General features: G+C 40.0%; 25 protein-coding genes. 1 reads left to right on the top strand and 24 read right to left on the bottom strand.

The window, feature by feature from the left end:
- Positions 1–128: 128 nt before the first annotated feature.
- The 9 genes from MSBR3_RS15455 to cfbA form a co-directional block, all read right to left on the bottom strand.
- A complete protein-coding gene (locus tag MSBR3_RS15455) occupies positions 129–803 on the bottom strand; it encodes a PHP domain-containing protein (RefSeq protein WP_048109081.1) in 675 nt (224 codons plus the stop codon).
- 586 nt (positions 804–1389) lie between these two features.
- Positions 1390–2694, bottom strand: a complete 1305-nt coding sequence (gene hflX, locus MSBR3_RS15445) for a GTPase HflX (protein ID WP_048109079.1) — start codon at positions 2692–2694, stop codon at positions 1390–1392.
- Between the two features lie 2 nt (positions 2695–2696).
- A complete protein-coding gene (locus MSBR3_RS15440; protein ID WP_048109078.1) occupies positions 2697–3092 on the bottom strand; it encodes a DUF2209 domain-containing protein in 396 nt (131 codons plus the stop codon).
- Between the two features lie 23 nt (positions 3093–3115).
- Positions 3116–4168 (bottom strand): tRNA-intron lyase, encoded by a 1053-nt coding sequence (gene endA / locus MSBR3_RS15435; protein ID WP_048109077.1) that lies wholly within the window; start codon positions 4166–4168, stop codon positions 3116–3118.
- A gap of 477 nt (positions 4169–4645) precedes the next feature.
- Positions 4646–6133, bottom strand: coding sequence for a Ni-sirohydrochlorin a,c-diamide synthase (cfbB, locus tag MSBR3_RS15430; protein ID WP_048109076.1), 1488 nt, complete (start codon positions 6131–6133; stop codon positions 4646–4648).
- Positions 6134–6179: 46 nt separating this feature from the next.
- On the bottom strand, positions 6180–6977 hold the full coding sequence (gene cfbC, locus MSBR3_RS15425; protein WP_048109075.1) for a Ni-sirohydrochlorin a,c-diamide reductive cyclase ATP-dependent reductase subunit: 798 nt from the start codon (positions 6975–6977) through the stop codon (positions 6180–6182).
- Between the two features lie 37 nt (positions 6978–7014).
- A complete protein-coding gene (gene cfbD, locus MSBR3_RS15420; RefSeq protein WP_048109074.1) occupies positions 7015–8127 on the bottom strand; it encodes a Ni-sirohydrochlorin a,c-diamide reductive cyclase catalytic subunit in 1113 nt (370 codons plus the stop codon).
- A 402-nt stretch (positions 8128–8529) separates the two neighbouring features.
- A complete protein-coding gene (gene cfbE, locus MSBR3_RS15415) occupies positions 8530–10116 on the bottom strand; it encodes a coenzyme F430 synthase (RefSeq protein ID WP_048109073.1) in 1587 nt (528 codons plus the stop codon).
- A gap of 26 nt (positions 10117–10142) precedes the next feature.
- Entirely contained in the window at positions 10143–10679 is a 537-nt protein-coding gene (gene cfbA / locus MSBR3_RS15410) for a sirohydrochlorin nickelochelatase (RefSeq protein WP_155396836.1), read from the bottom strand.
- A 337-nt stretch (positions 10680–11016) separates the two neighbouring features.
- On the opposite strand from cfbA, the gene MSBR3_RS15405 reads away from it, so the two are divergent.
- Positions 11017–12954 (top strand): heavy metal translocating P-type ATPase, encoded by a 1938-nt coding sequence (locus MSBR3_RS15405; RefSeq protein WP_048109072.1) that lies wholly within the window; start codon positions 11017–11019, stop codon positions 12952–12954.
- Between the two features lie 146 nt (positions 12955–13100).
- Here MSBR3_RS15405 and MSBR3_RS15400 read toward each other — a convergent pair whose 3' ends face one another.
- The 15 genes from MSBR3_RS15400 to gvpN form a co-directional block, all read right to left on the bottom strand.
- Complete coding sequence (locus MSBR3_RS15400; protein WP_048109071.1) at positions 13101–13439, bottom strand: P-II family nitrogen regulator; 339 nt, start codon at positions 13437–13439, stop codon at positions 13101–13103.
- On the bottom strand, positions 13436–15049 hold the full coding sequence (locus MSBR3_RS15395) for an ammonium transporter (protein ID WP_080942333.1): 1614 nt from the start codon (positions 15047–15049) through the stop codon (positions 13436–13438). Before MSBR3_RS15395 ends, MSBR3_RS15400 begins: the two co-directional genes overlap by 4 nt.
- Positions 15050–15613: 564 nt before the next feature.
- Positions 15614–16021: a DUF2267 domain-containing protein gene (locus MSBR3_RS15390; protein WP_048109070.1), complete on the bottom strand. Its 408-nt coding sequence runs from the start codon at positions 16019–16021 to the stop codon at positions 15614–15616.
- Between the two features lie 235 nt (positions 16022–16256).
- On the bottom strand, positions 16257–16847 hold the full coding sequence (locus MSBR3_RS15385; protein WP_048109069.1) for a hypothetical protein: 591 nt from the start codon (positions 16845–16847) through the stop codon (positions 16257–16259).
- Positions 16848–16998: 151 nt separating this feature from the next.
- Positions 16999–17400 carry a PadR family transcriptional regulator gene (locus MSBR3_RS15380; RefSeq protein ID WP_080942332.1) on the bottom strand — a complete coding sequence of 134 codons (402 nt, stop codon included), beginning with the start codon at positions 17398–17400 and terminating at the stop codon, positions 16999–17001.
- A gap of 499 nt (positions 17401–17899) precedes the next feature.
- Entirely contained in the window at positions 17900–18445 is a 546-nt protein-coding gene (locus tag MSBR3_RS19585) for a gas vesicle protein (protein ID WP_080942331.1), read from the bottom strand.
- Positions 18442–19242, bottom strand: a complete 801-nt coding sequence (locus MSBR3_RS15370) for a GvpL/GvpF family gas vesicle protein (protein ID WP_080942330.1) — start codon at positions 19240–19242, stop codon at positions 18442–18444. Before MSBR3_RS15370 ends, MSBR3_RS19585 begins: the two co-directional genes overlap by 4 nt.
- Positions 19181–19555, bottom strand: coding sequence for a gas vesicle protein K (locus MSBR3_RS15365; RefSeq protein WP_048109066.1), 375 nt, complete (start codon positions 19553–19555; stop codon positions 19181–19183). Before MSBR3_RS15365 ends, MSBR3_RS15370 begins: the two co-directional genes overlap by 62 nt.
- Entirely contained in the window at positions 19545–20201 is a 657-nt protein-coding gene (locus MSBR3_RS19050; protein WP_052723432.1) for an Hsp20/alpha crystallin family protein, read from the bottom strand. Before MSBR3_RS19050 ends, MSBR3_RS15365 begins: the two co-directional genes overlap by 11 nt.
- Positions 20202–20291: 90 nt before the next feature.
- Positions 20292–20705: a gas vesicle protein gene (locus MSBR3_RS21845; RefSeq protein ID WP_048109065.1), complete on the bottom strand. Its 414-nt coding sequence runs from the start codon at positions 20703–20705 to the stop codon at positions 20292–20294.
- Positions 20706–20950: 245 nt separating this feature from the next.
- A complete protein-coding gene (locus tag MSBR3_RS15350) occupies positions 20951–21259 on the bottom strand; it encodes a hypothetical protein (protein ID WP_048109064.1) in 309 nt (102 codons plus the stop codon).
- A complete protein-coding gene (locus tag MSBR3_RS15345; protein WP_052723492.1) occupies positions 21234–21485 on the bottom strand; it encodes a gas vesicle protein GvpG in 252 nt (83 codons plus the stop codon). The genes MSBR3_RS15350 and MSBR3_RS15345 overlap by 26 nt, the downstream gene beginning before the upstream one ends.
- A 29-nt stretch (positions 21486–21514) precedes the next feature.
- Entirely contained in the window at positions 21515–22174 is a 660-nt protein-coding gene (locus MSBR3_RS15340; RefSeq protein WP_048109062.1) for a GvpL/GvpF family gas vesicle protein, read from the bottom strand.
- Positions 22175–22496: 322 nt separating this feature from the next.
- A complete protein-coding gene (gene gvpO / locus MSBR3_RS15335) occupies positions 22497–22847 on the bottom strand; it encodes a gas vesicle protein GvpO (protein WP_048109061.1) in 351 nt (116 codons plus the stop codon).
- 225 nt (positions 22848–23072) lie between these two features.
- Positions 23073–24176 carry a gas vesicle protein GvpN gene (gvpN, locus tag MSBR3_RS15330; protein ID WP_048109060.1) on the bottom strand — a complete coding sequence of 368 codons (1104 nt, stop codon included), beginning with the start codon at positions 24174–24176 and terminating at the stop codon, positions 23073–23075.
- Positions 24177–24561 lie beyond the last annotated feature (385 nt).

Genomic DNA, 24561 nt, shown 5'->3' with positions numbered 1-24561 from the left:
TGAAGAATAGAAGAAATTTTCCTTATGCTTGCTAATCATAGAAAAATACGACACTAAAAAATAAGCAATCGTAAGTAAATTGCAGTCCTGCTAAGACTTCACAGCATACTAAAGTTTTTTTGAGCGACTCATGCTTTACGAAATAATTTTTTCTTGATTTTTCGTATGGCACTACCTGACATTTGTTTAAGAATAATAGACATGGGCGTGTTTTTTCCTGCAGGAGAAACTTTTCCTTCCCTGATGGCTTCTAGTACGGCTTCAAGGGTATTTTCCTGCGCGTCGATTTCGGTGTACGCCTGGCCCACCATTTCGGGAATATGAGAATCGCTTCCTGCAACGCCAGGGATTCCAAGCCTTTTTGCCTCGGCTGCGGCTTTTCGGTTGGCTCTATTAAAAAGGCAGCGGGAATTGAAAACCTCAGCGGCATCAATATCAAGCCCTTCGAAGCTTCCTATCCCATGAGAACTGCGCTTGAAGGGGTGAGGAATAATAACCGTGCCTCCGAGTTTTCTAGCTCTCTTTATCGTTTCTTCCGGACTTAGAAGAGGCTCGATATTCTGGTTGATTCCGAGAACAAGGATATGCCCCTTCGAAGAACTAACCTCCACACCTGGAATAACCGTAAGCTCAAGGCCAAGTTCCAGGGCTCTTTTTTGACAGGCAAGACCGCCTTCCACAGTGTCGTGGTCACAAATAGCAAGTCCGTCAAGTCCTTTTTTACTTGCAGCTTCAAGAATATCGTCATGACTTGAGCTGCTATCTTTTGAATGCTCGGAATGTACGTGCAGATCGAATTTCATGCTAATAGAAGAATGAGAAATGGATTTATATAAATTTTGAAGCAGGAATCTATCATATGAATTTTGAGGCAAGAATCTATCGGTAACCGAGTTTATTATAATTTACAAAAAAATTCGCTCATATACGAACAAAAATATCTTAAAAATAAAATGAAAATCAAGAGGAACTGCGAACGGGCAGAAACATAGCAAAAATCTGGTTTTAGGGGTGTAGTTTAGGATATTAGGAGGGTCTGATGGTTTCAGTAGATACCCGTTCGCATACGTACAAACAACTCGTGGATATAAGTACCTTTCGTATATATGCGAACAGTATTCGGACTATACGAAAAACTCTCTTAGAAACCGATATTGAAAAACACTCTGTCAATATTCCGGTAGTTTTCTTAATATTAAAAAAGCTTTATATTATTCAGAAAAGTAAGGAAATGTATACATCTCGAAACAAAAATATTAGACATATTTTATCCAAATTTTTGAAAAAATTTGTAGTCCGATGTTTCTAAAAGACCTGCTTTTTGATCAAACTTTTTCTCAAAAAAGTTTGGACTCGAAATTCAGGCTTTTTAGGAACATCTAACCAGGATCATTCACTTCTTTGAGCTTCCTGAGGTTCAAGGAGAGCATGTGCACGGTTAATTATCTCTGTTCTGGCTTCATAATCTACAAGAATCTGTTGTCCAAATTCAACTCTATGCACGATTCCTTCTTCATACAGCCAGGAGAGTATTGACATCCCTTTTTCCGAATTCGGAAGAGAAAGAGAGCAAAAACACCAGGGAGGCAGGTGTTTCATTATCTCGGCTTTTAGAGCATCCATCCCGGTGCCTTTTTTTGCAGAGACAAAGACCGGGTTCGGGGCCATATACCCTACATGTTCCATAATGGCGTCAAATTCGGATTCATCAACCAGATCTGCTTTATTAAGTACGGTAATAATGGGAACTCCCTGTATTCGGTCCCAGAGAGTATCGTGAGATGTTGATAGTTTCTGAAGGATTGTTTCGGGTTTTTCGCTTGCGTCCACTACAAGGAGTATAAGGTCCGAAAGAAAAATCTCATCAAGGGTAGACTTGAAGGCATCAACCAGCCAGTGAGGAAGATCCTCTATAAATCCCACGGTATCGGTTAAAAGAGCTTTTCGTCCTCCCAGGTCCAGAGCTCGGGTCATAGGCACAAGCGTTGTAAAAAGCATGTTCTTTGCCTCAACGCTTTCATTTACAATTGCGTTAAAAAGCGTGCTTTTTCCGGCGTTTGTATATCCTGCAAGGGAAATTAAGGAAAAACCTTTTCTATGCCTTAAAGCTCTCAAAGATTCATCGTCTTTTTCTGCAGATTCGAGTTCATTCTGAATCCTTGTTATCCTCTTCTTCAGGTCCTGTTCATAAGAATCCTCGTAGTCTCCAAGCCCCATGAAGCCTGCCCTCTCCTCCTTTTTAAGGAGAGAAACAACAGCTCTTGCTCTGGGCACTTCATATCTCAATCTTGCCAGTTCGACCTGAAGTTTTGAGCGGTGGGTGGTTGCCCTTTTTGCAAAGATCTCAAGAATGAGCTGGAACTTATCGATAATATGGCATCCGCAGATTTCCGAGATATTGAAGAGCTGGGTTGTAGAGAGCCTGTTATAGAAAATTACTTTCTCTGCACCCGTACTCCTGACAAGTTCGGCAAGTTCCTCTATTTTCCCTTTACCTAGTTGATATTTCGAATCTGGATATCTGGTTTGCTTAAGCTCACCAACTGGCAGGTAACCTGCAGCCTTTGCAAGTTCTCTGAACTCCTGAAAGAGATATTCTTCACGTTCAGGGTCCGAATTGGGAATTGTTCTTTTAACGAGAATTACTCTGTTTCCGTTACCGGATCCTTTATTGGATTTCTGTTCAGCTGAAATTTTTACGCCTCGATTTCAAGTTCTTTTATCAGTAAATTACGGGCGCTCAGGGAAATATGGTGCACGAGTTCGATCGATTGTCTCTCGGCAATTGATTCCTGATACTTAAAAGCCCTGGAAAACATACTTTCGGTCACCCATTTGGGTTTATTATACATGTCTCCCTTTTCTGCCACAATCGTACCCTCAAAGGAAAGCTGGTCAGCTGTGTCTTCGATTAGCTGTACGACGTCCAGCAGGCTGGGAGCTCTTTTTTGCCAGAGGGGAAGGATTTTTATCTGCTTGACTTTTTCGATATGGTTCGCCGAAATCGTAAGCGCTGCTGCCGCACATACCATATAGTAGCCTCCTTTGATCCTGTGCCTGCCAGAGATGTCTACTGCAATAATATCCCACATATACTTCACCCTTGACAAGAATCTCACATTTTCGTCCGGCTGATGTCAAGATATTCGATTTCCTCCCCTTGCTCAACCGCAAAAAGCATTGTTTTCCTAACGCTGTTTGCAAGCCTGACAGCTCCTGACATAACCGAAAGCCTGAACTCAAAATCCTCAGGAATAGCATTTACAAGATATTCCGAATGGGAAATTCTCTCTATTGACTCGACCTTTCTATATACCCTGAAATTCGTTCCGAATTTAAAACCGGTTTTGACTACATTTCCTGAATTCCTGAGATTTTTATATACATTGTACTTTCTCAAGAAAGAGCTCTCAATCTCCGAGGCTTTCTCGATAAACTCGTCAAACGAAAACACTTTACCTTTCCTGTCCCGAACTGTTATCACACCTCCGGAAAAGAGGTAAAGGGATTCAACAAGGGAAAGCTGTAGTCTTTCAGAGTCCAGCATTTTCCCGTAAAAGCCCCTCTTATAAAGAGTTTCCGAAGCCTGAGCATCCCAGGCTATTACCCTGTCCTCCAGGAAAGTGGAATCGCTTTTGACGGCAGGATACGGTTCAGGCATTTCTCCTTTAGAAACTGCGGTTTTAACTTCATAGAAGGTAAGGTCACTTTCTTCATCCACCACAGCAAGGATAAATTGCTTGTGTACGTTCTCTGCCGAGGCAACCGAGTCCTGAAGGAGTTTTACGGGAAGGAGCTGCCTCTCAGACTGGACGTGCACAAAAATTTTTGCTGCACTTTTACCAGGGTGGCTGCCTCTTGGATATACCCTGAAATCCGTAGCTGATGGCTGGACATAATACCCCCTCTCTTTAAGGTCCTTATATACTATATATTTCAGCTCAAAATTCGGCTGCCTCAAAGAAGCCTGTTCGAAAAAAGCTCTGAAATCGAGCAGTGTGCCTTCGAGTTCAATTTCGAGTTTTCCTCTGGACAGGAGAAAAGCAGCTTCTACAAGTGAGAGCTCAAGCCCGTCCCCTTTAGGGCGCCCGAAGTAACCATTTTTATAAAGCTCGGCTACCGCTTCCTTTCCGGCAAGGACCCGGTCTCCTTTAAGTTGTGTTTTCAATAGATTCACCTGAAAAGAAAATGAAACGAAAATAAGTTCTTTACCAATCTGGCTTGCTGTAGTCAAATTTGCTATAGCGTAATTTCTCTTGATCTAGACTTCCATAAAATAATTTATCATTAAAATAAATTTATTGTTAAAATAAACTTATTATTAAAATAATTTCTTATAATCCTGTTTGTCGTGATTTTTATTTATTGTAATCCGGTCTATTGTAATTCAATCTATTGTAATTCAATCTATTGTAATTCAATCTATTGTAATTCGATCTGTTACAGTCTATCTATTGTAATTCGATCTGTTACAGTCTACCTATTGTAATCTAATTTATTGTAATTTGATCGATTGCAGTCTTATCTATATTGCAGTCTTATCTATTGTAATCTAAGTTGTTATAATCAATTAATATAATATTGCTTTTTCGACCTGCATATAAAAGGTAATGTTTGCATGCACTAAGGAAGGAGCCTACACGCATCACAGAAGAATCCTGGATTCCTGAAACTTTCTTGCAGCCTCTACAAGTGAACTTGCAAGTTCCCTGTACGCAACTCCGTGCAGGTGGGCATAAGAGCCCAGAGTATTTTCAGAAATAAGTCCATCCATGCCGTTCGTTATGCCTGTACCTCTTGACAGAGTTATTGCAAATTCGGCATCCTCAGGAATTTCCCTTATTTCAGAATGGTGGAATTCATGTCCCTTGAAGCTGTTGCCTTTTTTCCCAAGAATGCAGTCCTTGTTAAGGGTTCCTATATTGTAGCTGACCACTCTTGTCTGTCCCATAATAGTATGCCCTGGAAGGGCCCCTACCATTGAATATGTAGACTCCGGCATTGAGGCATCGTGATAGGTGCCTTTTCCGGGAATACCTGTGCTTATTTTTTCCGTAAGGTACATAAGCCCTCCGCACTCGGCATAAATAGGCATGCCTGCAATAGATGCCTTTTTTATATCCCGGCGCATGGACTCATTAGCTTCAAGTTCGGCTGCAAAGAGTTCGGGATAACCGCCCCCTATATAGAGCCCGTCAACCTCGGGAAGTGAGTTGTCTCTAACAGGGCTAAAGTAAACGATTTCTGCACCTGTAAGTTTCAGGAGATCGATGTTATCACGATAGTAAAAATTGAAAGCCTCATCAAGAGCTACTCCTATCTTTGGCTTTGGTATACCGGCACCGGAGACCGAAGAAAAAACACTATTATCAGGGCTTTTCAGAGGCTTTGCGCTTTTTGCGATTTCCATAAAGCGGTCTACGTCAATTCCTTTATTTATGATTTCTTCAATGCCGTGAAGACGGGCTTCAAAACCTCCGTCCCCAAGCCGTCTTCGGCCTTCGAGAGCTGGCATAAGCCCGAGGTGGCGCATGGAAATCTGCATAGCGGGGTCTCTTGGAACAATTCCGATAACCGGAATGCTTGTATAGTGTTCTATTGCCTCTTTTGCTTTTTCGGCATGGCGGAGGCTTCCTATATTATTAAGGATAACCCCTGCAATTTCCACATCAGGGTCGAAGTTCCTGTATCCGTTGACAAGGGCAGCACTCGAACGAGTAATGCTACGGGCATTGATTACAAAGATTACTGGGCATTTAAGGATCTTTGCAATCTGGGCAGTGCTTCCAAGGTCGCTTAAGCTTTCAAAACCTTCGTAAAGCCCGCGAACTCCTTCAATAATCGCGATATCCGCCTTCTCGCCGGCTTCGCAGGCATGAGTATAGACATCCAGAATCCCGTTCTCATCCATAAGATAGCTGTCAAGGTTCCGGCAGGGTCTGCCAGTTATTTCAGTATGATAACTCGGATCTATATAGTCCAGAGCGACCTTAAAGGGCTGGACTTTATATCCCCTTGAAACTAGAACGGCCATCAGGCCCATAGAGATTGTAGTCTTGCCTGAGGACGAACGGTCTGCAGAAATAAGAATTCTGGGAATGTTCCCTGCTGCGGATTGCTTATTATTGAGCATTTTTTCGATACCCCTGATGTGTTTAGTTAACTATTGCTACTCTAACTTATTTTGTCAATTCCCTCAACCGCTCATCACTTAGGGAATCGGCCGTAACTCTTTTTTCGTTTTCAAGGATCGCTTTCCCAAGCTTGCGGTAGATTTCTGCAATATCAGATTCGGGTGCTTTTTCCATTACAGAGTAACCTTCCCTTTCACAGTCCTGAACTGCCTGCCTCTTCGGGATAAAAGCCATAAGCTGGTTGCCTATCTCCTCCGAAAATTTCGAAACGATCTCCTCTTCCCTGCTCACATTTCTTGAATTGCAAATTACCCCGCTAAGCGGCATTCCTATCTTCGATAAGCCTTTGCAGATATTGTTTGCTGCATAAAGGGGCATGTACTCTCCTGAAGTCAGGACATAAGCTTCATTTACGAACCCTTTCCTGACAGGAGCAACAAACCCTCCGCAGACGATGTCTCCGGGCACATCGTAAATGATCAAATCCTGCTCTTTTAAGAGATCTCCTGAAATGCTTTTCAGTTTCTGGATGGCAACAATAATTCCTCGCCCCGCACATCCTATACCCGGTTCGGGACCGCCTGCTTCCACGCATTTGACGCCTGCATACCCTTCAAAGACCACATCTTCTTTCTTTACGTCCACACCCGCACGCAGGAGGTCGAGAATTGTTGGAATTCTCTTGCCTCCAAGCAGGGTGATTGATGAGTCGCTTTTAGGATCGCAGCCTATAATCATGACTTTCTTTCCTGCCTCGGCGCAGGCGGCGGCAACATTTGAAGCCGTACTCGATTTACCTATGCCGCCTTTTCCGTAGATCGCTATGATCTTCTGGTTTTTCAAAGGATCTTCCTCCTGATTTTATCCCGGCTCTTCCTTCTCAGTCTTCCTTTGCAACTTCCCTTAAGGTAGCTCCAAACTCGGATTCTACAATCTCACTGACTCCAAGCGTTTTCGGGTGAAGGTCAATTTCTACCAGCACATACTTATGACCCATCTCTTTTAAGGGGAGAACCTGTCTCGGGCCGTTAGTGACTGAAATGAGCTCCATGTCCTTTATGTGCTCCATAGGGATTGCGTGCGGGACACCCGTAATGACTGCAAAATCAAAGTCACTGTATTTTTCTTTTATTAATTCGCTGACCTTTTCGCCTGCAATCGGGTACTCGTCCATGCCGCCAATAATCTCATGCACCTCAACTCCATGTGCTTTTAAGTCTCTCATTATATACTCGGCATGCTGCCTTACTCTGGGAAGTCCGAGTTCTGTGTCGATATTTGCCATATTGATAAGGTTTTCTTTTTTTCCGAGAGCTGCTGCAACTTCATTGACTGCAAGGGTAATGTCTGCAAACATGTAGCCGGTTTCTTTTTTGGCATTCATGATGACAAGACCCTTTTTGCCTTCCTTGAGGAGTTGAATTACATGCTGTGCGGCTTTGTATTTTACATCCCCACGTGAAGGGGCAAGATATTCTTTGCTTGCAGCTCCGAACTTTTTTTCCACTTCCGTAGCTTTTTCAAGAAGGTATTTCTGACGCTCGAACTCTGCATGATCAATAATCCCTGCATCGAGTGCGGATTCCAGAGCAAAGAGTACTCCTTTTGTGTTATTATGATAGCCTGCGTGCACCTCAACCTCGATTACAGGAACATCAGGATTTGCCTCTAGCACGGCGTCATGCATCTCCTCTCCTATAATCATACTGGCGCAGGTTCCTACAACACCGATAACTTTAGGGTTAAAAAGCTCAACCGACTTGTTGATAAGTTGTACAAGCCTGTCATGCCCTCCGAAAACGAAACCGTTTTCATCGAGGCCTGTGGTAACCACATGTATACCGTCTTCTTCGAGCAGCCTTGCATGTTTAAAGGAACATCCGGGAGGCCCATGCAAGATAGCGACATCAACATTTAAATCTCTCAGAGTATAAAGAGCCGCAACAATGGAGCTTGGGCGGGGATGAATGATTGAAATCTCTTTTTCAGCCATGACAAATCCTCTTATTTGGATAATAGGGATATTGATAAGAATGGTAGAATGTATTTCCCTGAAAGTTCCCGTGTCCTCAGGATATGAACTACCACCTGTATCGCAATAGGATTGGGAAACACGATTAGTTGAAATTAAAGCGAGTAATGGAAACGAATACAGATTGGAAGAGCCTGTATAAAACTCTATCATAAAAATTTCGGCGAAAGGACTGAAGCCTGAGTTTAGTCTGTTTGAGTTAATAAAATCGTATCCGAGATTTTTCTTTCAGACGATTTTTCTTTCGGACGATTTTTCTTTCAGACGACTTTTATTTCAGGTAGAACTTCTATGGTAATTCCCTTACTCTCCGGTAATTCTTCAACAATTCTTCAGTGAAAAGACCGCGTATAAAAGAAATCCTTAACGGAAGCATTTTACCGAAGAAAGTATTATATCTTCGCCTCCTGCAAATTTCAAGGCTTTTGAAAGCCCTTCTGGAAGACTCCGTGCATATGAAATGTTTTTCCCATTGACTGCTTTCATCCTTTCTCCTACCAGGATAACCTGTTTGCACTTTGTACCGAATTTATTCACAAAGCCCTGCACGAGTTCAGGAGGCAGCCCTTCACATACCTGAGAGGCTTCTTCGCCCAGCACAAGAATAATATTCTCCTTTTTTTCATCCTTTTTCTTAAGAAGAGCGTAATCAAGGGCTTTTTCGGCCGAGATGATATCCATGCCGGAATTGGAATTATCTATCAGGGAAATGCCGTTCATTTCCTTTTCCTGCATCCTGCCTGAAAGTCCTCCGAATCCTTCAATTACCGCTATCACAGCCTCAGGTTCGATTCCAAATTCGAGGGCGGCTGCCGATGCTGCGACAAAAGCAGTCCTGTAAGCCGACACATTATATCCTGGACGCAGGGATGCTGATAAAATTTCCTTTCCCCTATGCAAAAAGCGAATACAAGAACCTGAAGCTGTAGGCGAAGCCTGGAGCTCGGTTGAGTTGGTTTGCATCAATAAACCTGATAGGTTGGCTGAGCTCGATAGATCAATTGGCCCTGATAGATCGGTTGACCCTGATAGTCTATCTGGCCCTGGTAAGCCTGAAGATATTACAAACTCTGAGGGAACTGATAGGGCTGAAGTCCCGGGTCCGGTTTCCAGCACAAAGTCAACTATTTGGCCTGGAATTTCGGAAAGCTGGTTACCGAATGGGTCTTTGAAGGTTATAACTTTTATGTTATCCTTTTTTGCAGCTTGAAGGGCTTTTTTGGCTCCTGCATTTATTAGAAGGGTACTTCCTGGTTTTGCGTGCTTTACAAGCTGGAGCTTTGCTTCGCTTGCAAGGGCTGTATTATTCGCAATCCCGTAGTCCGGGGTAAGGGTTGTAAGAATCCCCAGATCAGCAGTACCTGTGCCTCCTATCGAGATTTCGAATATAAAAAAATTAGGCCTGATTCCGGCCTCAAAAGCTTTTTCAACTGCAACCAGAATACTTCCTGGAGTTATGCTCAGGCCCTTATAAATCAGAGAAGCAGAACCCTCTTTCCAATATTCGAGCCCTCGTGAAGTATGCAGTACTACTTCGAACTTCCTGGAGAGCATATGGGCCAGGAGGGATGCAGTACTTGTTTTTGCTTTTACGCCGGTGACCTCCACCGTTTTTATGCCTGAAAGCCTTGAATCGCCTTTTAGAATTTCTCCGGCGATTTCATGGTGCGAAAAGATATCTTTTCCCTGTTCCCTGGCTTCTGTAAGCATCGTGTAGGCAGGATCAAGGTGCACAGGTGCGACCAGGAGATCAAATTCGGAGACCGGAAGAGGAGTTTTTGAGCAGTGTATCCCATACTTCTCCTCCAGTTCAAGCAGTATTTCAGGCTTGACTGTTCCGTATACATCGATTCCGCTTACTTCATTTCCCGCGGCTGCAAGGCTTTTTGCTATAGGAATGCCGCCGTGGGTCAGGTCGAGCACGGCGACCTTCTTCCGATACAGGTCCATGATAAAACCGGACCTCTTGTATGAATTTAAAGGGCTTCCTGAACCCTCTTGAATACAAGGTCAGCGATAAGCTCATCGGCCCCGAGAGGATCTGCATAGCACAGAGGTATGGCTTTTCCGTCAATTTCCATTGTACCGCAGCCATTTTCATCCAGACCCAGGAGTTTCGGAATGTCTTTTGTAATATGAACTCCAGACGCCAGGAAAACCGGTACTGCTGCAACTTTTGTCACGCCGGTGCCTGAAAAGCCTTCAATTGCTTCTTCAAGAGTTGGCTCACTGTTTTCCATAAAGCCGGCTCTGACAACGACATCCGAGTGTTTCCGTGCGATATAATCTGCGATCTGAGTGACTACTTCCTTATTGTAAGGCAGCTTGCTCCCATGGCCTATAGCCAGAATTCCGAGTTTTTCTGTCATTTTTAAAACCTCAATCTTTATCTGTTCAGGTTTAACACAATCATTCGGATTTGTAATAATGAAGAGTTTAACATAGTTAGGATTTATATGATATAATCCTTTTGAAAAGGAACAGCGGGAGAAAGTTTTGATAGATCCGGGCATAATACAGTTGTAGTAAATTAATATAATAAATTTATATAGTAATTAATATAGTAAATTTATATAATACTTAATATAATAAATTAGTATTGTAATGTAAATTTAGCTGGTTGGTTTTAGATTTTTATTTTTAATTTTGGTACGTGTTATTTGCCCTGGAGCTAAAGTTGTTGTTTCAGTCGAGTTCCTTTAGCTGCTTTAGAGATATTTTCATCAGCACAACTTTTGTTTCTTACAATTAAACCTAATTTTATTATTTCGTAATAAATAGCAATAGTTTTATGTTATTAACCTTTATAGATTTTAGCATCTAAAATTTTATTTTATTTGGGTAGATAATATGACGGATAACACTTACAGTCGTACTACAGGTTTTTGGAGCAGCATTCGTATCCTAGCTACTCGTTATCAGGATTTTTTACTTGAGCCTGGAACGTTATTTACTGTAGCAAGCGGGGTCTTGCTTATAATAGCGATAGTTATGTATCCGCAGAATATGCTGTCAGAAGGAAATAACTCAGGCGAAGGCAACTGGTTATATTTATTATCTGCACTGGTAGGATCATCGTTTATATGGTGGTCTGCCTACCAGGGAATTAAAGAAAGAGACTTTACTGCTGATATCCCGGTTACTATCGCAACAATTGCTGCTATTGCAATCGGACAGTATTCAGCTGCTGCAGTCGTAGCCGTACTTTTGCTTCTTGGAGGCATGCTGGAGGAGTTTGTCTCTGCGAGAGCAGGAAAGGCACTCGAATCCCTGGCGAAATTACTGCCTGATAGAGTCACAGTCAGACGTGACGGACATGATATTGTAGTACCTCTTGAGGAAGTTAAAGTAGGGGACACGATTCTGGTTAAGTCCGGAGAACGTGTTGCTGTTGACGGCACTGTTGTTTCGGGCACTGCTTCAGTAAATCAGGCTGTTATTACCGGAGAAAGTTTGCCAGTCGATAAACAAGAAGGAGACAATGTTTTTGCAGGCAGTCTTAATGAAGTAGGTGCAATGGAAATATTGGCAACTAAAGTCGGAAATGAAACGACCCTTGGGCAAATCCATCGTTTGATTGAGGAAGCCCAGACTCAGAAACCAAACGTAGAAAGGCTCTTGAATAACCATGCTAAATTTTACACACCTACTGCAATTATCTTAGGCATCCTGCTATGGTGGTGGAGTGGAGACCTGACACGAGCAATTACTATGCTAATAGTGTTTTGTCCATGCGTGATGGTACTCGCTACACCTACAGCACTTGTTGCTTCGGTTGGTAACGCGGCATTAAGAGGCAATCTTATTAAAAAAGGAGCTACGATAGAGTCTATGGCGAAGATAGATACCGTTATTTTCGATAAGACCGGGACACTTACTCATGGTGAACCAAAACTTGCCGGTATCATAGCATTGAACAACAATAAAGATGAAGACTTATTGTTATTGGCTGCTATCGCAGAGAAATTCAGCGAGCACCCTCTTGGAAAAGCTGTTGTCAAAACTGCTGAAGAGAAAGGGTTCTTAATCCCGGATCCAGAATCATTTGAATCCATATCAGGAGCAGGTATAAAAATTAAAACCAGAGGAAAAAATATCTTTATAGGCCGTCTGAAACAAGCATCTGAACTTAATTTATCAATTTCTCATGAAGCTGAAGAAAGCATTAAAAAACAATCTCAACTGGGCCGTAACGTAGTCATAATGGGAATTGATAACGAAATCGCCGGACTACTAATGTTTGAGGACAAAATCAGGCCTGAGTCAAAAAAGTCCATAGAGAGCCTTCATAGGCTTGGAATAAAGACAATAATGGTTACAGGTGACAGCAAAGTAGTTGCGGAACAGACAGCTAAAACTCTTGGTATAAATGATATATATGCCGAGGTAATGCCCCAGGAAAAAGTCAAAATTGTGAAACGTCTACAGTCTGAAGGTCATAAAATTATCTTCGTAGGTGATGGTGTTAATGATGGTCCGGCACTTGTCACAGCTGATGTAGGAATAGCTATGGGACTTACCGGAACGGATGTGGCAATAGAAACAGCAGAAGTTGGACTATTATCTGATGACCTTTTAAAAATTCCATACCTTATAAGCGTGTCCAAGAAGGCAATAAGTACTATCTGGCAAAACGTTGTGTTCTCGCTTAGTGTCCTCTCTATGGCAGTTATATTGACTATACCTGGCATACTTACACCCGTAACAGGGGCGCTGCTGCACGAACTTTCATCAATTCCAGTGATAATGAACTCAGCGAGACTAATTACGTATAGTCCCAAAGACTGAGAATTTGTTTATTACATCGGTTTACTGAACTTCCTGTGTATGGGAAATTATAAATAGCTTCTGTGTATGGGAAATTTATAATTAGCTTCTGTGTATAGGAAATTTATAATTAGCTTCTGTTTACCAGGAAATTTATAAGAAAGGCCTTAAACGGCCTTTCCATCTCTTTCACCTGTTCTTATCCTAACTACCTTTTCTACGGGTAAGACAAAGATTTTACCATCTCCAATGTTTCCGGTCCTGGCGGAACTAACGATAATATCGATGGCCTTATCCGCATCTTCATCATTTACAATTAGCTCGACCTTTAACTTCGGCAAAGTGTCAACTCGATACTCCTGCCCTCTCCATTGCTGGATAACACCTTTTTGCTGTCCGCGTCCTTTTACGTCAACAATAGTGAGGCTGCTGAAACCGGCATCTTCAAGCGAGGCTTTCACTTCTTCAAGTTTTGTGGGCCGGACAACTGCTTCTATTTTCTTCATGTGACCCTCTCCTTTTTAGTCTCAGCCGCCACTACTATCGGATCACGTATGTGACTCGGTTCAGGGCTTTTATCCATTCCAGTTTCAGGAATGTCACCAACATAACCAGGGCATCCCACCTCGGGTACGTCAAGACCTCCTATCTCGACCTCGGTGCTCACACGCATTGGCGTGATCATGTTGATCACCTTGTAGATGATAAATGCCAGTCCGCCAACTACAATAAAGTTGGTAGCCACACCGATGAATTCTGCTATGAACTGTAGAGGTTGGCCGTACAGCAAACCGGTAACTGTTCCAGGCACGCCATTCCAGCCAGCGCCATAACTGCCATCCGCAAACAGGCCCAGAGCGAGACATCCCCATGCACCGTTGACCATGTGTACAGAGACCGCACCGACAGGGTCATCGATTTTCAACTTTTTCTCAACGAAGAAGACTGATTCGACTACAAGAACACCCGAAACAAGGCCAATGACCGCGGCACTGATCTGGTTGACGAACGCACAGGGTGCAGTAATAGCTACAAGTCCTGCTAGCATACCGTTACATGCCATACCCGGATCCGGCTTTTTCGTGCGGACGGCCCACATCCATGCCGTAGCCGCTACAGCACCGGTAGCTGAAGCCAACATAGTGTTTGTGGCTACAACAGCTAGTCTAAGATCCTCACCTGCCATGGTTGAGCCAGCATTGAAACCGAACCATCCGAAAGCCAGGATGAAGGTGCCGACTATGGCCATAGGAATACTGTGACCGGGTATTGCATTAATCGAACCGTCTTTGTTATACTTGCCTATGCGCGGTCCGATTAACCATGCACCTACGAGACCGATAACTCCTCCGGTCATGTGCACTACCGATGAGCCTGCAAAGTCCACGTGGCCGTGACCCAGGCCGAAATTAACTCCAAGCTGTGACAGCCAGCCTCCGCCCCACACCCAGTTGCCGAAGAGTGGATATATAAAGGCACCAATAGCAAATCCCATGAAACAGAACGACAGGAACTTCCAGCGCTCTGCAAGCGCTCCGGTAGGAATCGTTGCGGTCGTATCCATGAAGACCATCTGGAATAAGAATAAAGCGAATACGCCTACATCATAAGTGCCTATTAGCCCAAATCCTGTCATTCCGAAGAGCCCGAACTGATGCCCTAAAAGAGTAATCGAGAACTCATGGTTAAGTCCTGTATAGCCGCCCAAAGTGGCCAGTGGACCAATACCTCCGAACATAATTGCAAAACCCGTGAGGAAGAATCCTAGCATACCTAGTGGATACACAAAGAAATTCATAGCCATTGTATGTGCGACATTCTTCACACGGACGAAACCAGTTTCAACCATTGCAAACCCGGCCTGCATGAACATTACCAGAAAACCTGCGAGCAAGGTCCACATAATATTTATGGCTACGCTGCTATGTCCTACAGCACTGGTCACGTCTGCTAAAGAAGGTGCACCTCCGGTGCTTGACGTTACATAGCTGGAATAATCGGTATTAGCTCCTGTAGGGTCTGCCTGCTGGTCTGCCAGTACTACAGCCGGAAAAGCAGCGACTAAACTAAATAGTACAAAAAAACTAACAAATAACCAGTTTATTTTTTTCCGCATTCAATAGACTCCTTCATTTTCCATCGGGCTTTAATAATAGGCGGTCAGCGATATGCGTGATCGTATGGTTTTTGTTATTTTAGTAAGACAGGTTGAAAGGACAATAAGATATAATAGATATAATTGAAACTTTTTTAAGACCGATTTTTTATAATTACTATCCTCAAGGCCTATCTTATCCGTCTAATAGAGCCCTGTATTTTATTTCACCAGCAGGGTATTTCCTTATATTAATATATTAATTTTTCGCATTAATCGGAATATCATTTCCTAGTTTTAATCATATTAATGTATCTAAACTCTAAAAATAAATATTAAACAAATGTGTTAAAAGTAGATGGATACGCACGGTCTGATACTGTGAGGACAAGCGACAATAGCGGCTCATAAAAAGCCGTATACTTTCAATTTTGAGAAAACAATATCTAACGGCTGTTTTATATGTCTGAAAAAAGGTATTTTTACAAGCATTAGACGAAAGAAGAGAAACATTAAACAGGTATAAGGTTGAAGAACTCTAAAAAGTTGAAATTTTAATAAAATTTAGTTTGGATTTCTACGTTTTCATCCTTTCGGCGCGATTTCTTCTGGAAACCATTCCTGAATTTCTTTTGGCATATTGAATTTTACATCCCGAATTTCTCCTTCGCCCATGTGCCTGTACATGACCCGCAGGACAGCTCGAATAACTTCGGCCGGGTTTACATTATCATCGAATTCAAACTGCGCATGCACCCTTCTTGCAAATTCCTCTTTTTTGAACTTCTCGGGTTTATCCCTGAGAGTCCAGCCGTCATAATACACTCCTTTTATCATAAGGGGCAGCTGTGAAGCAAGATCAACCGCTTCCTCCACCGGAAGCCGGTCTCTGATTGCGTGCAGTGTACCTCTTAATGCCTGATATGCACTTTCTTTGCTCTGCCATTTCAACTGGCTCAGAATATCCCTGAGCCATACATTGGTTAAGTCTATACTATTGTCAAGATTTCGTACGCCAGTAGTCGTTTCAACTCCCCCTAAAGCTTAAAAAATAAACATCATTTGGCAGAATTAAATTATGAGCTGTATTATATAATTATATCTAAGACTAAAACTAGAAGAGGAGAGTTCAGAGCACGATCAGATCTCGGGAGTAGGAAGCCAAAAAGAAACACTTGGGTTTAGAGTAGTGGTAATGCAAAATTCTTATCTTTGATCTTACAATTTTTTAATGCTTTACCAGATCAAGAACTTCAATATCATGGGCTAATTTTGGAATCACGTTATGTTCAGCCCCTATAAATAAAATTCCAGTTTTTCCATCTTCCAGAGTATTGTTTATCCTTGAAGCTATATATGCATCTCTTTGTTCGAGCAAAATGTCTTTTTTTGAATCATATTTCTTTTTTGCTTCTTCTTTTTCTGCAGTGGAAGAACTGTTTAGGGTCTCAAGCAATAGATTACGTTCTTCAATAAGAAGCTGAGGACTTTCAGTGGCAACAACCTTTGCTCCCTTTACTACCAATTTCTCGATAATCTGATAATTCTTGCTTCCGAGTTCTGCCGTACTATGAATGATTTTCATTCCTATTTCTCCTTCACATGGCAAGCCGTCCTGATAAATTCTTGTCTGCTTAAAATCGAGATTAAGCTGAAAGATTTCTTTTTCAAGTTCATCCCAGAATTTTTCAATAAGCTTCTGGTTCTCTTCCCATTTTTCCTTGCCAATTTTAGAAATAGCAATCTGCACTAGTTCTTCACTTAGAGTTCCCATATCTGCAGAGGTATGGACAATCCTTAAATATACAAGTTTTCTCATGTTCCCGCCCAATTTATTGTTTTACAGGAATCTTTACGTAAATTACGGCAAGATTCCAAAAAATTATATAGTTTCAAATATTTAATCTAGTTTTTTAAAATTATAAATTGCTTAAAATGATCCGAGTTGTCATTTCAAAAATTGTTTGATTTTAAGGCAAATTCTTATTTATTTGTAGTAGAAAATACGTGAGAGCTTCTCTAAACTCTTGGAGCTGTTTAGTGATTATCTGTTTTCCTTTTTCAGTGGGAACATAACACTTAGTTCTCAGGTCACCTTTTACCGTATCTATCTCAAGTATATCTTGATTTTTTAAAGAGTATAATAAGGAATATATCGCGCTTGGAGACACATAAACCTGGTGCTTATAGAAAATCTCTTTTGCAATATCCTGCCCTGACATCGAATTGTTCCTGATCACGCAAAGTACTGCTATGTCAAGATGTCTCTTTATAAGTTCCTGCACGTAACAGTTATGTGCAGGCGATCCTGTAGGTTGAACTACATAGTTATCATTTTCAAGATTCATTGTTTCACCTGGGTTGGAAGGCATAATTGTGGCACACTCTTTTAATTTTAAATATAAATTGTTATCAAGCTTTGGGATGAGCTTGTTACGTCTAACAATTCTTATTTATCAGCTTTAAATCCAAATTGACTAATGTATGTGTTTTTGAAATGCAATGAGCTTAAAACTTCCATTCTTAGTTCAACAATTGATGTCACTAAGGACTCATAAAATCACATTAATCCATAGTTATCGTTCAAATATATTAGACATCTAATATATAACAACTTCTATGAACTTAAATTATTAACAAGGATTATTATCTAACAATAATAAAAATTAATAAAAACATATTAAGATATTAACACACATAACATATTATAAAAATAAACCAGATAATTAATTTTCTTATTTTATTATTTCTAAGCCACTTAGTCTATAAATTTACACAACTTCAATTATATTTTGGAGATCTCCCAAAATATTCTACACTGTTTACCTATTAATTGCAAAATGGTGTGTCAGCACACTTTAATCAGCCAAGTTATATGCAGTGAACTTCTTTTATAAGTTTGCAATAAATTTCATTTATATTTTGGCTGTGGACGTAGAGAAAACTGTCATCATTAGCTTTGACACATATTTCTTCCCTTTCTTTTTCCTCGTGAATGTTTGTAACAACAGTAATTTCCAGTATCTTTTTTAGCGGCATTTCATATAAGATTTTATTAACACTTTTATTCCATCCAAAAATTCTGTAGTTTGTTAAATATATAAAACAGTAGTTCCAGTTTTTACTCTGGTTATGAGAATAAGAACCGTAAAATCTCAGCATAACTTCTTCTTCCGACATAAGAGCTGGCTTGTTTATTCTATGCTCAAGTTCCCAGGCTCTTGTATCCTTGTCGAATTGTTCAAAAAGCCCATACTCAAGCATTGTTTCAATTCCAGCAGCTAAAAGTCTGAGACTCAAGCCTATTAGAGGTATGCCTCCAACTGAAATAAGAACATCAGCGTTAAGAACAAGCCCTTTATTAAGTAACCTATCAAGAAGTTCTACCAAGGAGTCCCCTTCACGTTCCGGTATCATGTTTGAAAATCCCTTTTAAGATCAACAAAACTAAACGGTGCCCATGGTCCCGTAAATCTGACTGTAAAACCTTCGCGTTGATTTACTTGATCAAGTACATGTCCTAAATTTTCAACATTTCTATTGGAAACAAGACAGGAAAGTGTAATCACAGATTTTTTGCCCTTATATTTTTCCGGAACATGGAAACTTTTTTCTTCATGAATCATCTCCATTGTATTCTCATATATAGCGTTCCCAAACTCGGTTCCAAGTTTCGAAAGCTCGTTCATTATGGCGTGGTCCCGCCGGACATCAAACTGTTTTTTAAGGATGTAGTTTTTTCCCTTGGATCCTCCGTCTATTTTTGCATTCAATGCTTGAAGATCAGGATTCTCTTTGAGGACTTTTTCAGCAAGTACTTTTGGATCATAGAAGATTTGAACTAAATATTCTGCAGTATCACTCAGTCTTTCAAGCTCACTTTTAAAAGAATCATAGTTCTTCTGCATCCAGGATCTTATGGTTTCATCGTTTCCTTGTGCTACACACCCGAAAGAAAACGGGAGGACGGTATTGAATTTTTCAGTGAGCTTATCAATTGCATAATTATGAGAAAATATCCACTCTTTTGCCTGTTGTTCATCCTTTGCCGGTTCGGGTTTCGTCTCTGAGAAATGTACAGCTGTAGCAATATCTCCATAAACAATTGTGTACACAGAATTGTCATTAATCCCAATAGGCCCCAGATTTTGTTCAGCGGCTGTGTTCACAATTGAGTAGAGATATAGGCAACTCTCCTGTGTTATTTCTTTCATTTTTATCAGCTTCCTCAATCCACCTTGTTGGGTTCAAAAATTTATCAATTACCTGATCTACTACCTTATCCAATCCTTCTCGCACAGAATAAACACAATCTTCAAGCTCGTTATCAATTTTTATGGCTTCAAGTGCTTCTTGAAGATCAAAAAGGGCTTCTCCGAGTCTTTCAACCTCTTCGTCACTCAAAGATCCATTTTCTATTCTCAACAATGCCTGTTTCTCAAGTAAGTCCTGGATAATCTCAACAAGGGCTACAACAAGACCCAATAATCCTTTTTTTAAATTGTTTTCATCAATATTAATTGACATTTTTTTCCCTTTTTATCTTCAGCTGAAGTACACCATTTTTGTAGCTTTTTTCTTCAATTGACCCCGACATACATGGCAATGAAATCTTTTTACTGTAAATACCTGCAGAAATATCCAGCACGTCATCCTGAATTTCTATGTTTATATCTTGCTCCTCTACATCGGGAATTTGAGCTATTACATAAACAAAGTCCTGTTTTTCAAACACATCAAAAATAGGTTCCGCCGGCTCTGAACCCTCTAACATTACTTTTTTCCTTTCTCTTGAAACTGTACCTGGAACATTAGAAGATTTGTTTCTTGTAGACAGAGGTCTGATCGACAGTCCATAGCTTACTACTGGTTTACTACTCCATCCAGTTTCAAGCCTATGTTTTATTTCCATATCTGTCTCAGTAATTTTCTGCCTAAATTCTGGAGAGGTCTTTTCGAGAACTTTTATGATTCTGCTGAAGCCTGGAATTGATCCTACAATATCTCCTACAAAGCTAGCATGTTCATAATCTGTAGTTCTGCGTTCTTCTACTCTCTGTTCAAGTTCTTTGATTTTATTTTCTAAGTATTGGACTTTTTTTTCCAGGTCTTCTTTTTTTATGTCAGTTTTTGTTTCTTTCTCATTTTCATTTATCTCATCATCATTGCTCATGATTGATCCCTCCAATTAATCGGGTTGCCACTCCTATAGAAGGTAATTTATAAAGTAATAAACTGACAGCAATACCTATTACAGCTAATTTTATTTCTCAGGAATGTAGTTTCCATCCTGATCGAGTTCTATGTAACTTGCAGGGATTATTGCATGTTTTTTCTTGGAAAGCGGGCTTGTCCATCCGCAAATGGGGCATCCTTTTTCGATTAAGAGCTTTTCTTCTCTACGATTTCCACACTCAGGACAATTTGCATAATTTATATCTGTTTTCTTCCAGGCCGGAGCATCAAGATTTGTTCCCGAAGGAAACTCAAGTCCATATTTTGCTGCGGTTTCAAAGGATGCCAGGGTAGCTGTAATTTTTATTCCAAGAAGCTCAGTTCCCGCGATGGATACCGAAATATCAGCATTAAGTACAAGTCCTTTATCCAAAACTCGATCTATTACATCCACAAGTCCCGCGGATTCTCTTACAACACTTGCATTACTGTTTCCGCTCATAGTTTACCTCTTCGACGACTTATAAAATTTTTTAATAACTCTATTATTTACGCGGTGGAACTGAGTGCTCATTCGGTTAACTTTTTGACAGATGAATTTTTCAATTTATGCTTAGTACGAGTCCCATTAAATTGTGCTTAGTACGAGTCCTATTGGCAGTTAACCGCCATTGACCAAAACTACAGAACATATTGAAAGGCCTTCAGTTAGCACACATCGTAGCCACTTAACTAAATAAAAAATGCTTATATTCGCTTCTTACGATGGCGTTTCACTGGGTTTTTGGTTAAAAGGTTGGAGTGACTTTTCAGAGTGTGAAAATCACTTGAGTGTGTATCAATAGTTATATTGTAATTATATTCAGCTTTTGAGCTGAAAGGCCCATCGATTTTGCCTGATCCGGACTTTTGAGTTATACCTTGATTATCCATTTCTTCAAGTAATTTAAGAAATTTGTACAACCCAAAAGATTTCTCTTTGGCTTTTGTAGGTTTTGAATTTTTTTCCGCTCCTTTCTTCGAGAACTTATCAGGAAAAGATGTCGGTTCTGACATTAAGATTCGTCTCCAAAGCTCTTTCTGCAAATTTCAATTGTTTCATGAGCTCGCTTTTTTTTTCTTCATATTCTTCTGTTGAGATCTCATCAAATTCGTAAAGCAGTTGATTTTCCTTGATTTTGTTTTTAATTTTATCCACGTTGTAAAGTTCCCTGTAAGCAAAGTCCCTTATTGCTTCTATGTTTGAAATGAAATCGAGTCCAGGAATTGAAATTCCTATCATTCTCAAAAGAATATCATCAAAGACAAACATTACCTGAAGCCACCCTTCTTATTTGATAATATATGTATATCTACAAAATTATATGGTGGCCAGGGTCCGCTATATTGAAATTTATAATCACTATACTTGAGTTTAAGTTTCTCAACTTCATCTGAGAAAATTTGAATGTTCTCCTTATCTACAAGATAAGTAGTATTCATCAAAAGGCGGGGGCTAAAAAGGTTAAGACTCTTCGATTGAGAAGCTATTTTCTCAAAGTTTACAGTTGATTCAGTTTTACATTGTTCTCTCTTTTCATTGTCTATTTCAGTATCCTTTGGTAAAAATATTTTTATCCCGAGTTCTACCTTATTATCCACCAGTGTAAAAGATTTTTTAATAGCTTTTTTTCCTGCACGCATGGAGACTTGTATTAGTTTTTTATTCTTGAATCCCATTCCGTATGCTACCGGGATAATGCTATAATCTTTCATTACTTCCTTGACTACATTTTGATGAATATTTATTTCCTCTTCGTTATCTATTTCATACTTTTTAAATGGCTCATCGCTTACAACAGGACAAAAATCAATGCAGTCCAGTGTATATACCTCGTGTCCCTGAAAACCTATATTACCAAAACTTATAGTTTCCTCTTGGGATTTGATTATGCAATAGACATACTTACTATTTTCAGGCGCGAGCTTCATCGAATACCCTTCCCAACTTCGCAAAGCAGTTTACATTAAATATCAATTCAAAACTTCATTTGCTATACTTATCGAATCGTTTTTACGTAGGTTTGAAGTAATATCGAAATTTATTAAACGCATCAAGAATTTAATTACTTACATGGACTTGCTTTCAATAAGAACAAGCATTATATACCCATACGTGTTCGGTTAATAATATGCAGAGCTTCCAGTGAATGTTCTTCTCTAAATTAGCGTTATAAATTACATTAAAAATATATTCAACATTCAAAGCTGTGCATGAGATCGTTAACCAACGAGATATATTATATTTTGATCTTTAGTCCTCTTCTTGTACGAACATGTCAGATCTACGTCGCATCCCTATTTTATTATAGTCCATAATCTCCATACTTGAGTTAAAGTTCATTTCGTAGATACTCAGTATATCCTGTGTATCGGGAATTGATTTTCTTTCAAGGACCTCAACTATGAATTTTGTGATATCTTCTTCTCTGGATACACTTACTACTCCTTCCGCTTTCTTTCGAGTAATTTTTTCAATCACGAAAATTGCTTTATCAAGGTCTTCAATTAATGAAATTGTCCTGGTTTGGTTTTCTTTTACATTAGAGTTCATTTCTTCCCCTTTTTCTTTGCCTCTGATTTTTTTCCCAGATTTTAATTCCATAAAAACTCTCCAAATTCCTTTTAAATTTCGCATTTATAGGGACAGTTATTCTACACTTACTCTTACTTATCCACTCTTTCATTTGCGAAATTTTGCTGAAACTAACAAAGTTTAAGTTATTATCCAATTTCATGAAACATACTGCGGTGGCGTTAATGTGATCTATTGCTTGCATAGAGATACGCCAGCGCAATTTTGATTAATCCGCAAGTGTATTTTGAATACTTACGCAGTCTTTAACACTGCTTTATTTACAGGCTTCTCTTTCCTATATGGTTCAGCATTAGAACCTGTATTTTCAGAGTTCAGCTCTGATATGACGTCAATTACAAGTTTCTTTTTCTTCAGCAGTTCAGCATTGGAACTTGTTTTTGTTGCAATTACATCGACGAATAGCTGTTCAAAGTAGTCTTTTACGTTACCATTCAAATTTTTCACAGCTTTTCCAACCATAATGCCAGACCTGATTCCAGGTTTCTGAGCTTCATTAGTCTGATCTCTTATTTTTCGGATGGCAGATACTATTTTTTCAGATTCTTTCTCAGATATGCCTGTATGACCTTTCACTATCTGAACTTCAGTTTCAAAACTATAGTAGTCCATATATATGCCTACCATTCGATCCAGCAAAGCATCCTGAGGAACATGAACACCTGCGTACTCAACCGAATTACTTGTCAGAATTGCCCTGAAATCCGGATGTACTTTTATGTATTTTTCTTCACCAAACCGGGAAGGTAGTTCAAGTATCCCTTCTTCAAAAACCGAGAGTAAAACGTTATTTGCAAATGGTTTTGCCCTGGAAAATTCGTTATATATGAGAGTATATCCGTACTTGCATGCAATAGCCAGAGGATTGTCAGTCCACTCAGGTTTTATGACATCTGAACTTTTTAGTACATTATGAATATAATTGTCCCTTATCGACTCCTGCTTGATCTGAGCATATCCACCTATGAGATCTTTTGTCGTAAGAGACTCATCTCCGTTAATCCATACGACAGGACGTCCAAGTTCTTTTGCAATATGTACAGCAAGACTTGTTTTTCCACAACCTGTAGGACCAATCAAATGTACAGGGTATCCGGCTTTTACCCATATTTTTATTCTTTCACTTAATTCTTGGATTTCAGAACTGTTGATAAAACACTCCATCTCAGGAACCAGATACTTTTGTTCTTTACAATTATTTTTTAAGTTAGCACTGGACTGAAATGGTTCCTTTATATTTTTCAGGTCGCCAGTAACTGATTCCTGTTTTGTTTCCTCTAAGGTTTTGTGAATAGGTTTACCCCTTATTATTCTCTGATGCGTCGCTTTATATACCATTTTTCTTTCCTCTTTTAGTCATAGTCCTCGAGATTTGTTTTGTGTTGGATATTGTTTGTCTTCAAAGGCAAAAATTATCGGAATTCGTATCAGATGAGCATAAATTCGATGCTTAATGGACCTCATTGAGTAATTTACGTATACTTCAGTGAGTAACTTACGTATTATTAATTTAAAGTTTCAAAAACTCCGTTTCTATATCGGTTTATGAGGACGATTTTTCTTATAGAGTTATATCTTGTCTACACAGCAGTTATCACTATGTAAAATAGCAAAGAGCTACATGTCTTTCCTAATTTTTTTGTAATGGTGTGAAGTACCAGATTGTGATTTTGTATCCTCTTTAGTTTGGTGTGAAATAATAAGTTATATCACGGAAACGCAG

The organism is Methanosarcina barkeri 3 (assembly GCF_000970305.1).
GTDB classification, from domain to species: Archaea; Halobacteriota; Methanosarcinia; order Methanosarcinales; family Methanosarcinaceae; genus Methanosarcina; species Methanosarcina barkeri_A.
Note: the sequence above shows the minus strand (reverse complement) of the source record. Positions and strands in the feature narration are given on the sequence as shown.

What these genes read in the sequence shown, in the direction of transcription:
- cfbE (WP_048109073.1), bottom strand. Translation starts at nt 10,116, where the DNA reads ATGGACCTGTATCGGAAGAAGGTCGCCGTGCTCGACCTGACCCACGGC.
- MSBR3_RS19050 (WP_052723432.1), bottom strand. Translation starts at nt 20,201, where the DNA reads ATGAGCAATGATGATGAGATAAATGAAAATGAGAAAGAAACAAAAACT.
- MSBR3_RS15380 (WP_080942332.1), bottom strand. Translation starts at nt 17,400, where the DNA reads ATGCCTTCCAACCCAGGTGAAACAATGAATCTTGAAAATGATAACTAT.
- MSBR3_RS15405 (WP_048109072.1), top strand. Translation starts at nt 11,017, where the DNA reads ATGACGGATAACACTTACAGTCGTACTACAGGTTTTTGGAGCAGCATT.
- MSBR3_RS15400 (WP_048109071.1), bottom strand. Translation starts at nt 13,439, where the DNA reads ATGAAGAAAATAGAAGCAGTTGTCCGGCCCACAAAACTTGAAGAAGTG.
- MSBR3_RS21845 (WP_048109065.1), bottom strand. Translation starts at nt 20,705, where the DNA reads ATGAGCGGAAACAGTAATGCAAGTGTTGTAAGAGAATCCGCGGGACTT.
- MSBR3_RS15345 (WP_052723492.1), bottom strand. Translation starts at nt 21,485, where the DNA reads ATGATAGGAATTTCAATTCCTGGACTCGATTTCATTTCAAACATAGAA.
- MSBR3_RS15440 (WP_048109078.1), bottom strand. Translation starts at nt 3,092, where the DNA reads ATGTGGGATATTATTGCAGTAGACATCTCTGGCAGGCACAGGATCAAA.
- gvpN (WP_048109060.1), bottom strand. Translation starts at nt 24,176, where the DNA reads ATGGTATATAAAGCGACGCATCAGAGAATAATAAGGGGTAAACCTATT.
- MSBR3_RS15350 (WP_048109064.1), bottom strand. Translation starts at nt 21,259, where the DNA reads ATGTCAGAACCGACATCTTTTCCTGATAAGTTCTCGAAGAAAGGAGCG.
- cfbB (WP_048109076.1), bottom strand. Translation starts at nt 6,133, where the DNA reads ATGCTCAATAATAAGCAATCCGCAGCAGGGAACATTCCCAGAATTCTT.
- gvpO (WP_048109061.1), bottom strand. Translation starts at nt 22,847, where the DNA reads ATGGAATTAAAATCTGGGAAAAAAATCAGAGGCAAAGAAAAAGGGGAA.
- MSBR3_RS15365 (WP_048109066.1), bottom strand. Translation starts at nt 19,555, where the DNA reads ATGTCAATTAATATTGATGAAAACAATTTAAAAAAAGGATTATTGGGT.
- MSBR3_RS15340 (WP_048109062.1), bottom strand. Translation starts at nt 22,174, where the DNA reads ATGAAGCTCGCGCCTGAAAATAGTAAGTATGTCTATTGCATAATCAAA.
- MSBR3_RS15395 (WP_080942333.1), bottom strand. Translation starts at nt 15,049, where the DNA reads ATGCGGAAAAAAATAAACTGGTTATTTGTTAGTTTTTTTGTACTATTT.
- cfbD (WP_048109074.1), bottom strand. Translation starts at nt 8,127, where the DNA reads ATGGCTGAAAAAGAGATTTCAATCATTCATCCCCGCCCAAGCTCCATT.
- MSBR3_RS19585 (WP_080942331.1), bottom strand. Translation starts at nt 18,445, where the DNA reads ATGATACCGGAACGTGAAGGGGACTCCTTGGTAGAACTTCTTGATAGG.
- MSBR3_RS15455 (WP_048109081.1), bottom strand. Translation starts at nt 803, where the DNA reads ATGAAATTCGATCTGCACGTACATTCCGAGCATTCAAAAGATAGCAGC.
- MSBR3_RS15370 (WP_080942330.1), bottom strand. Translation starts at nt 19,242, where the DNA reads ATGAAAGAAATAACACAGGAGAGTTGCCTATATCTCTACTCAATTGTG.
- MSBR3_RS15385 (WP_048109069.1), bottom strand. Translation starts at nt 16,847, where the DNA reads ATGAGAAAACTTGTATATTTAAGGATTGTCCATACCTCTGCAGATATG.
- cfbA (WP_155396836.1), bottom strand. Translation starts at nt 10,679, where the DNA reads ATGCCCGGATCTATCAAAACTTTCTCCCGCTGTTCCTTTTCAAAAGGA.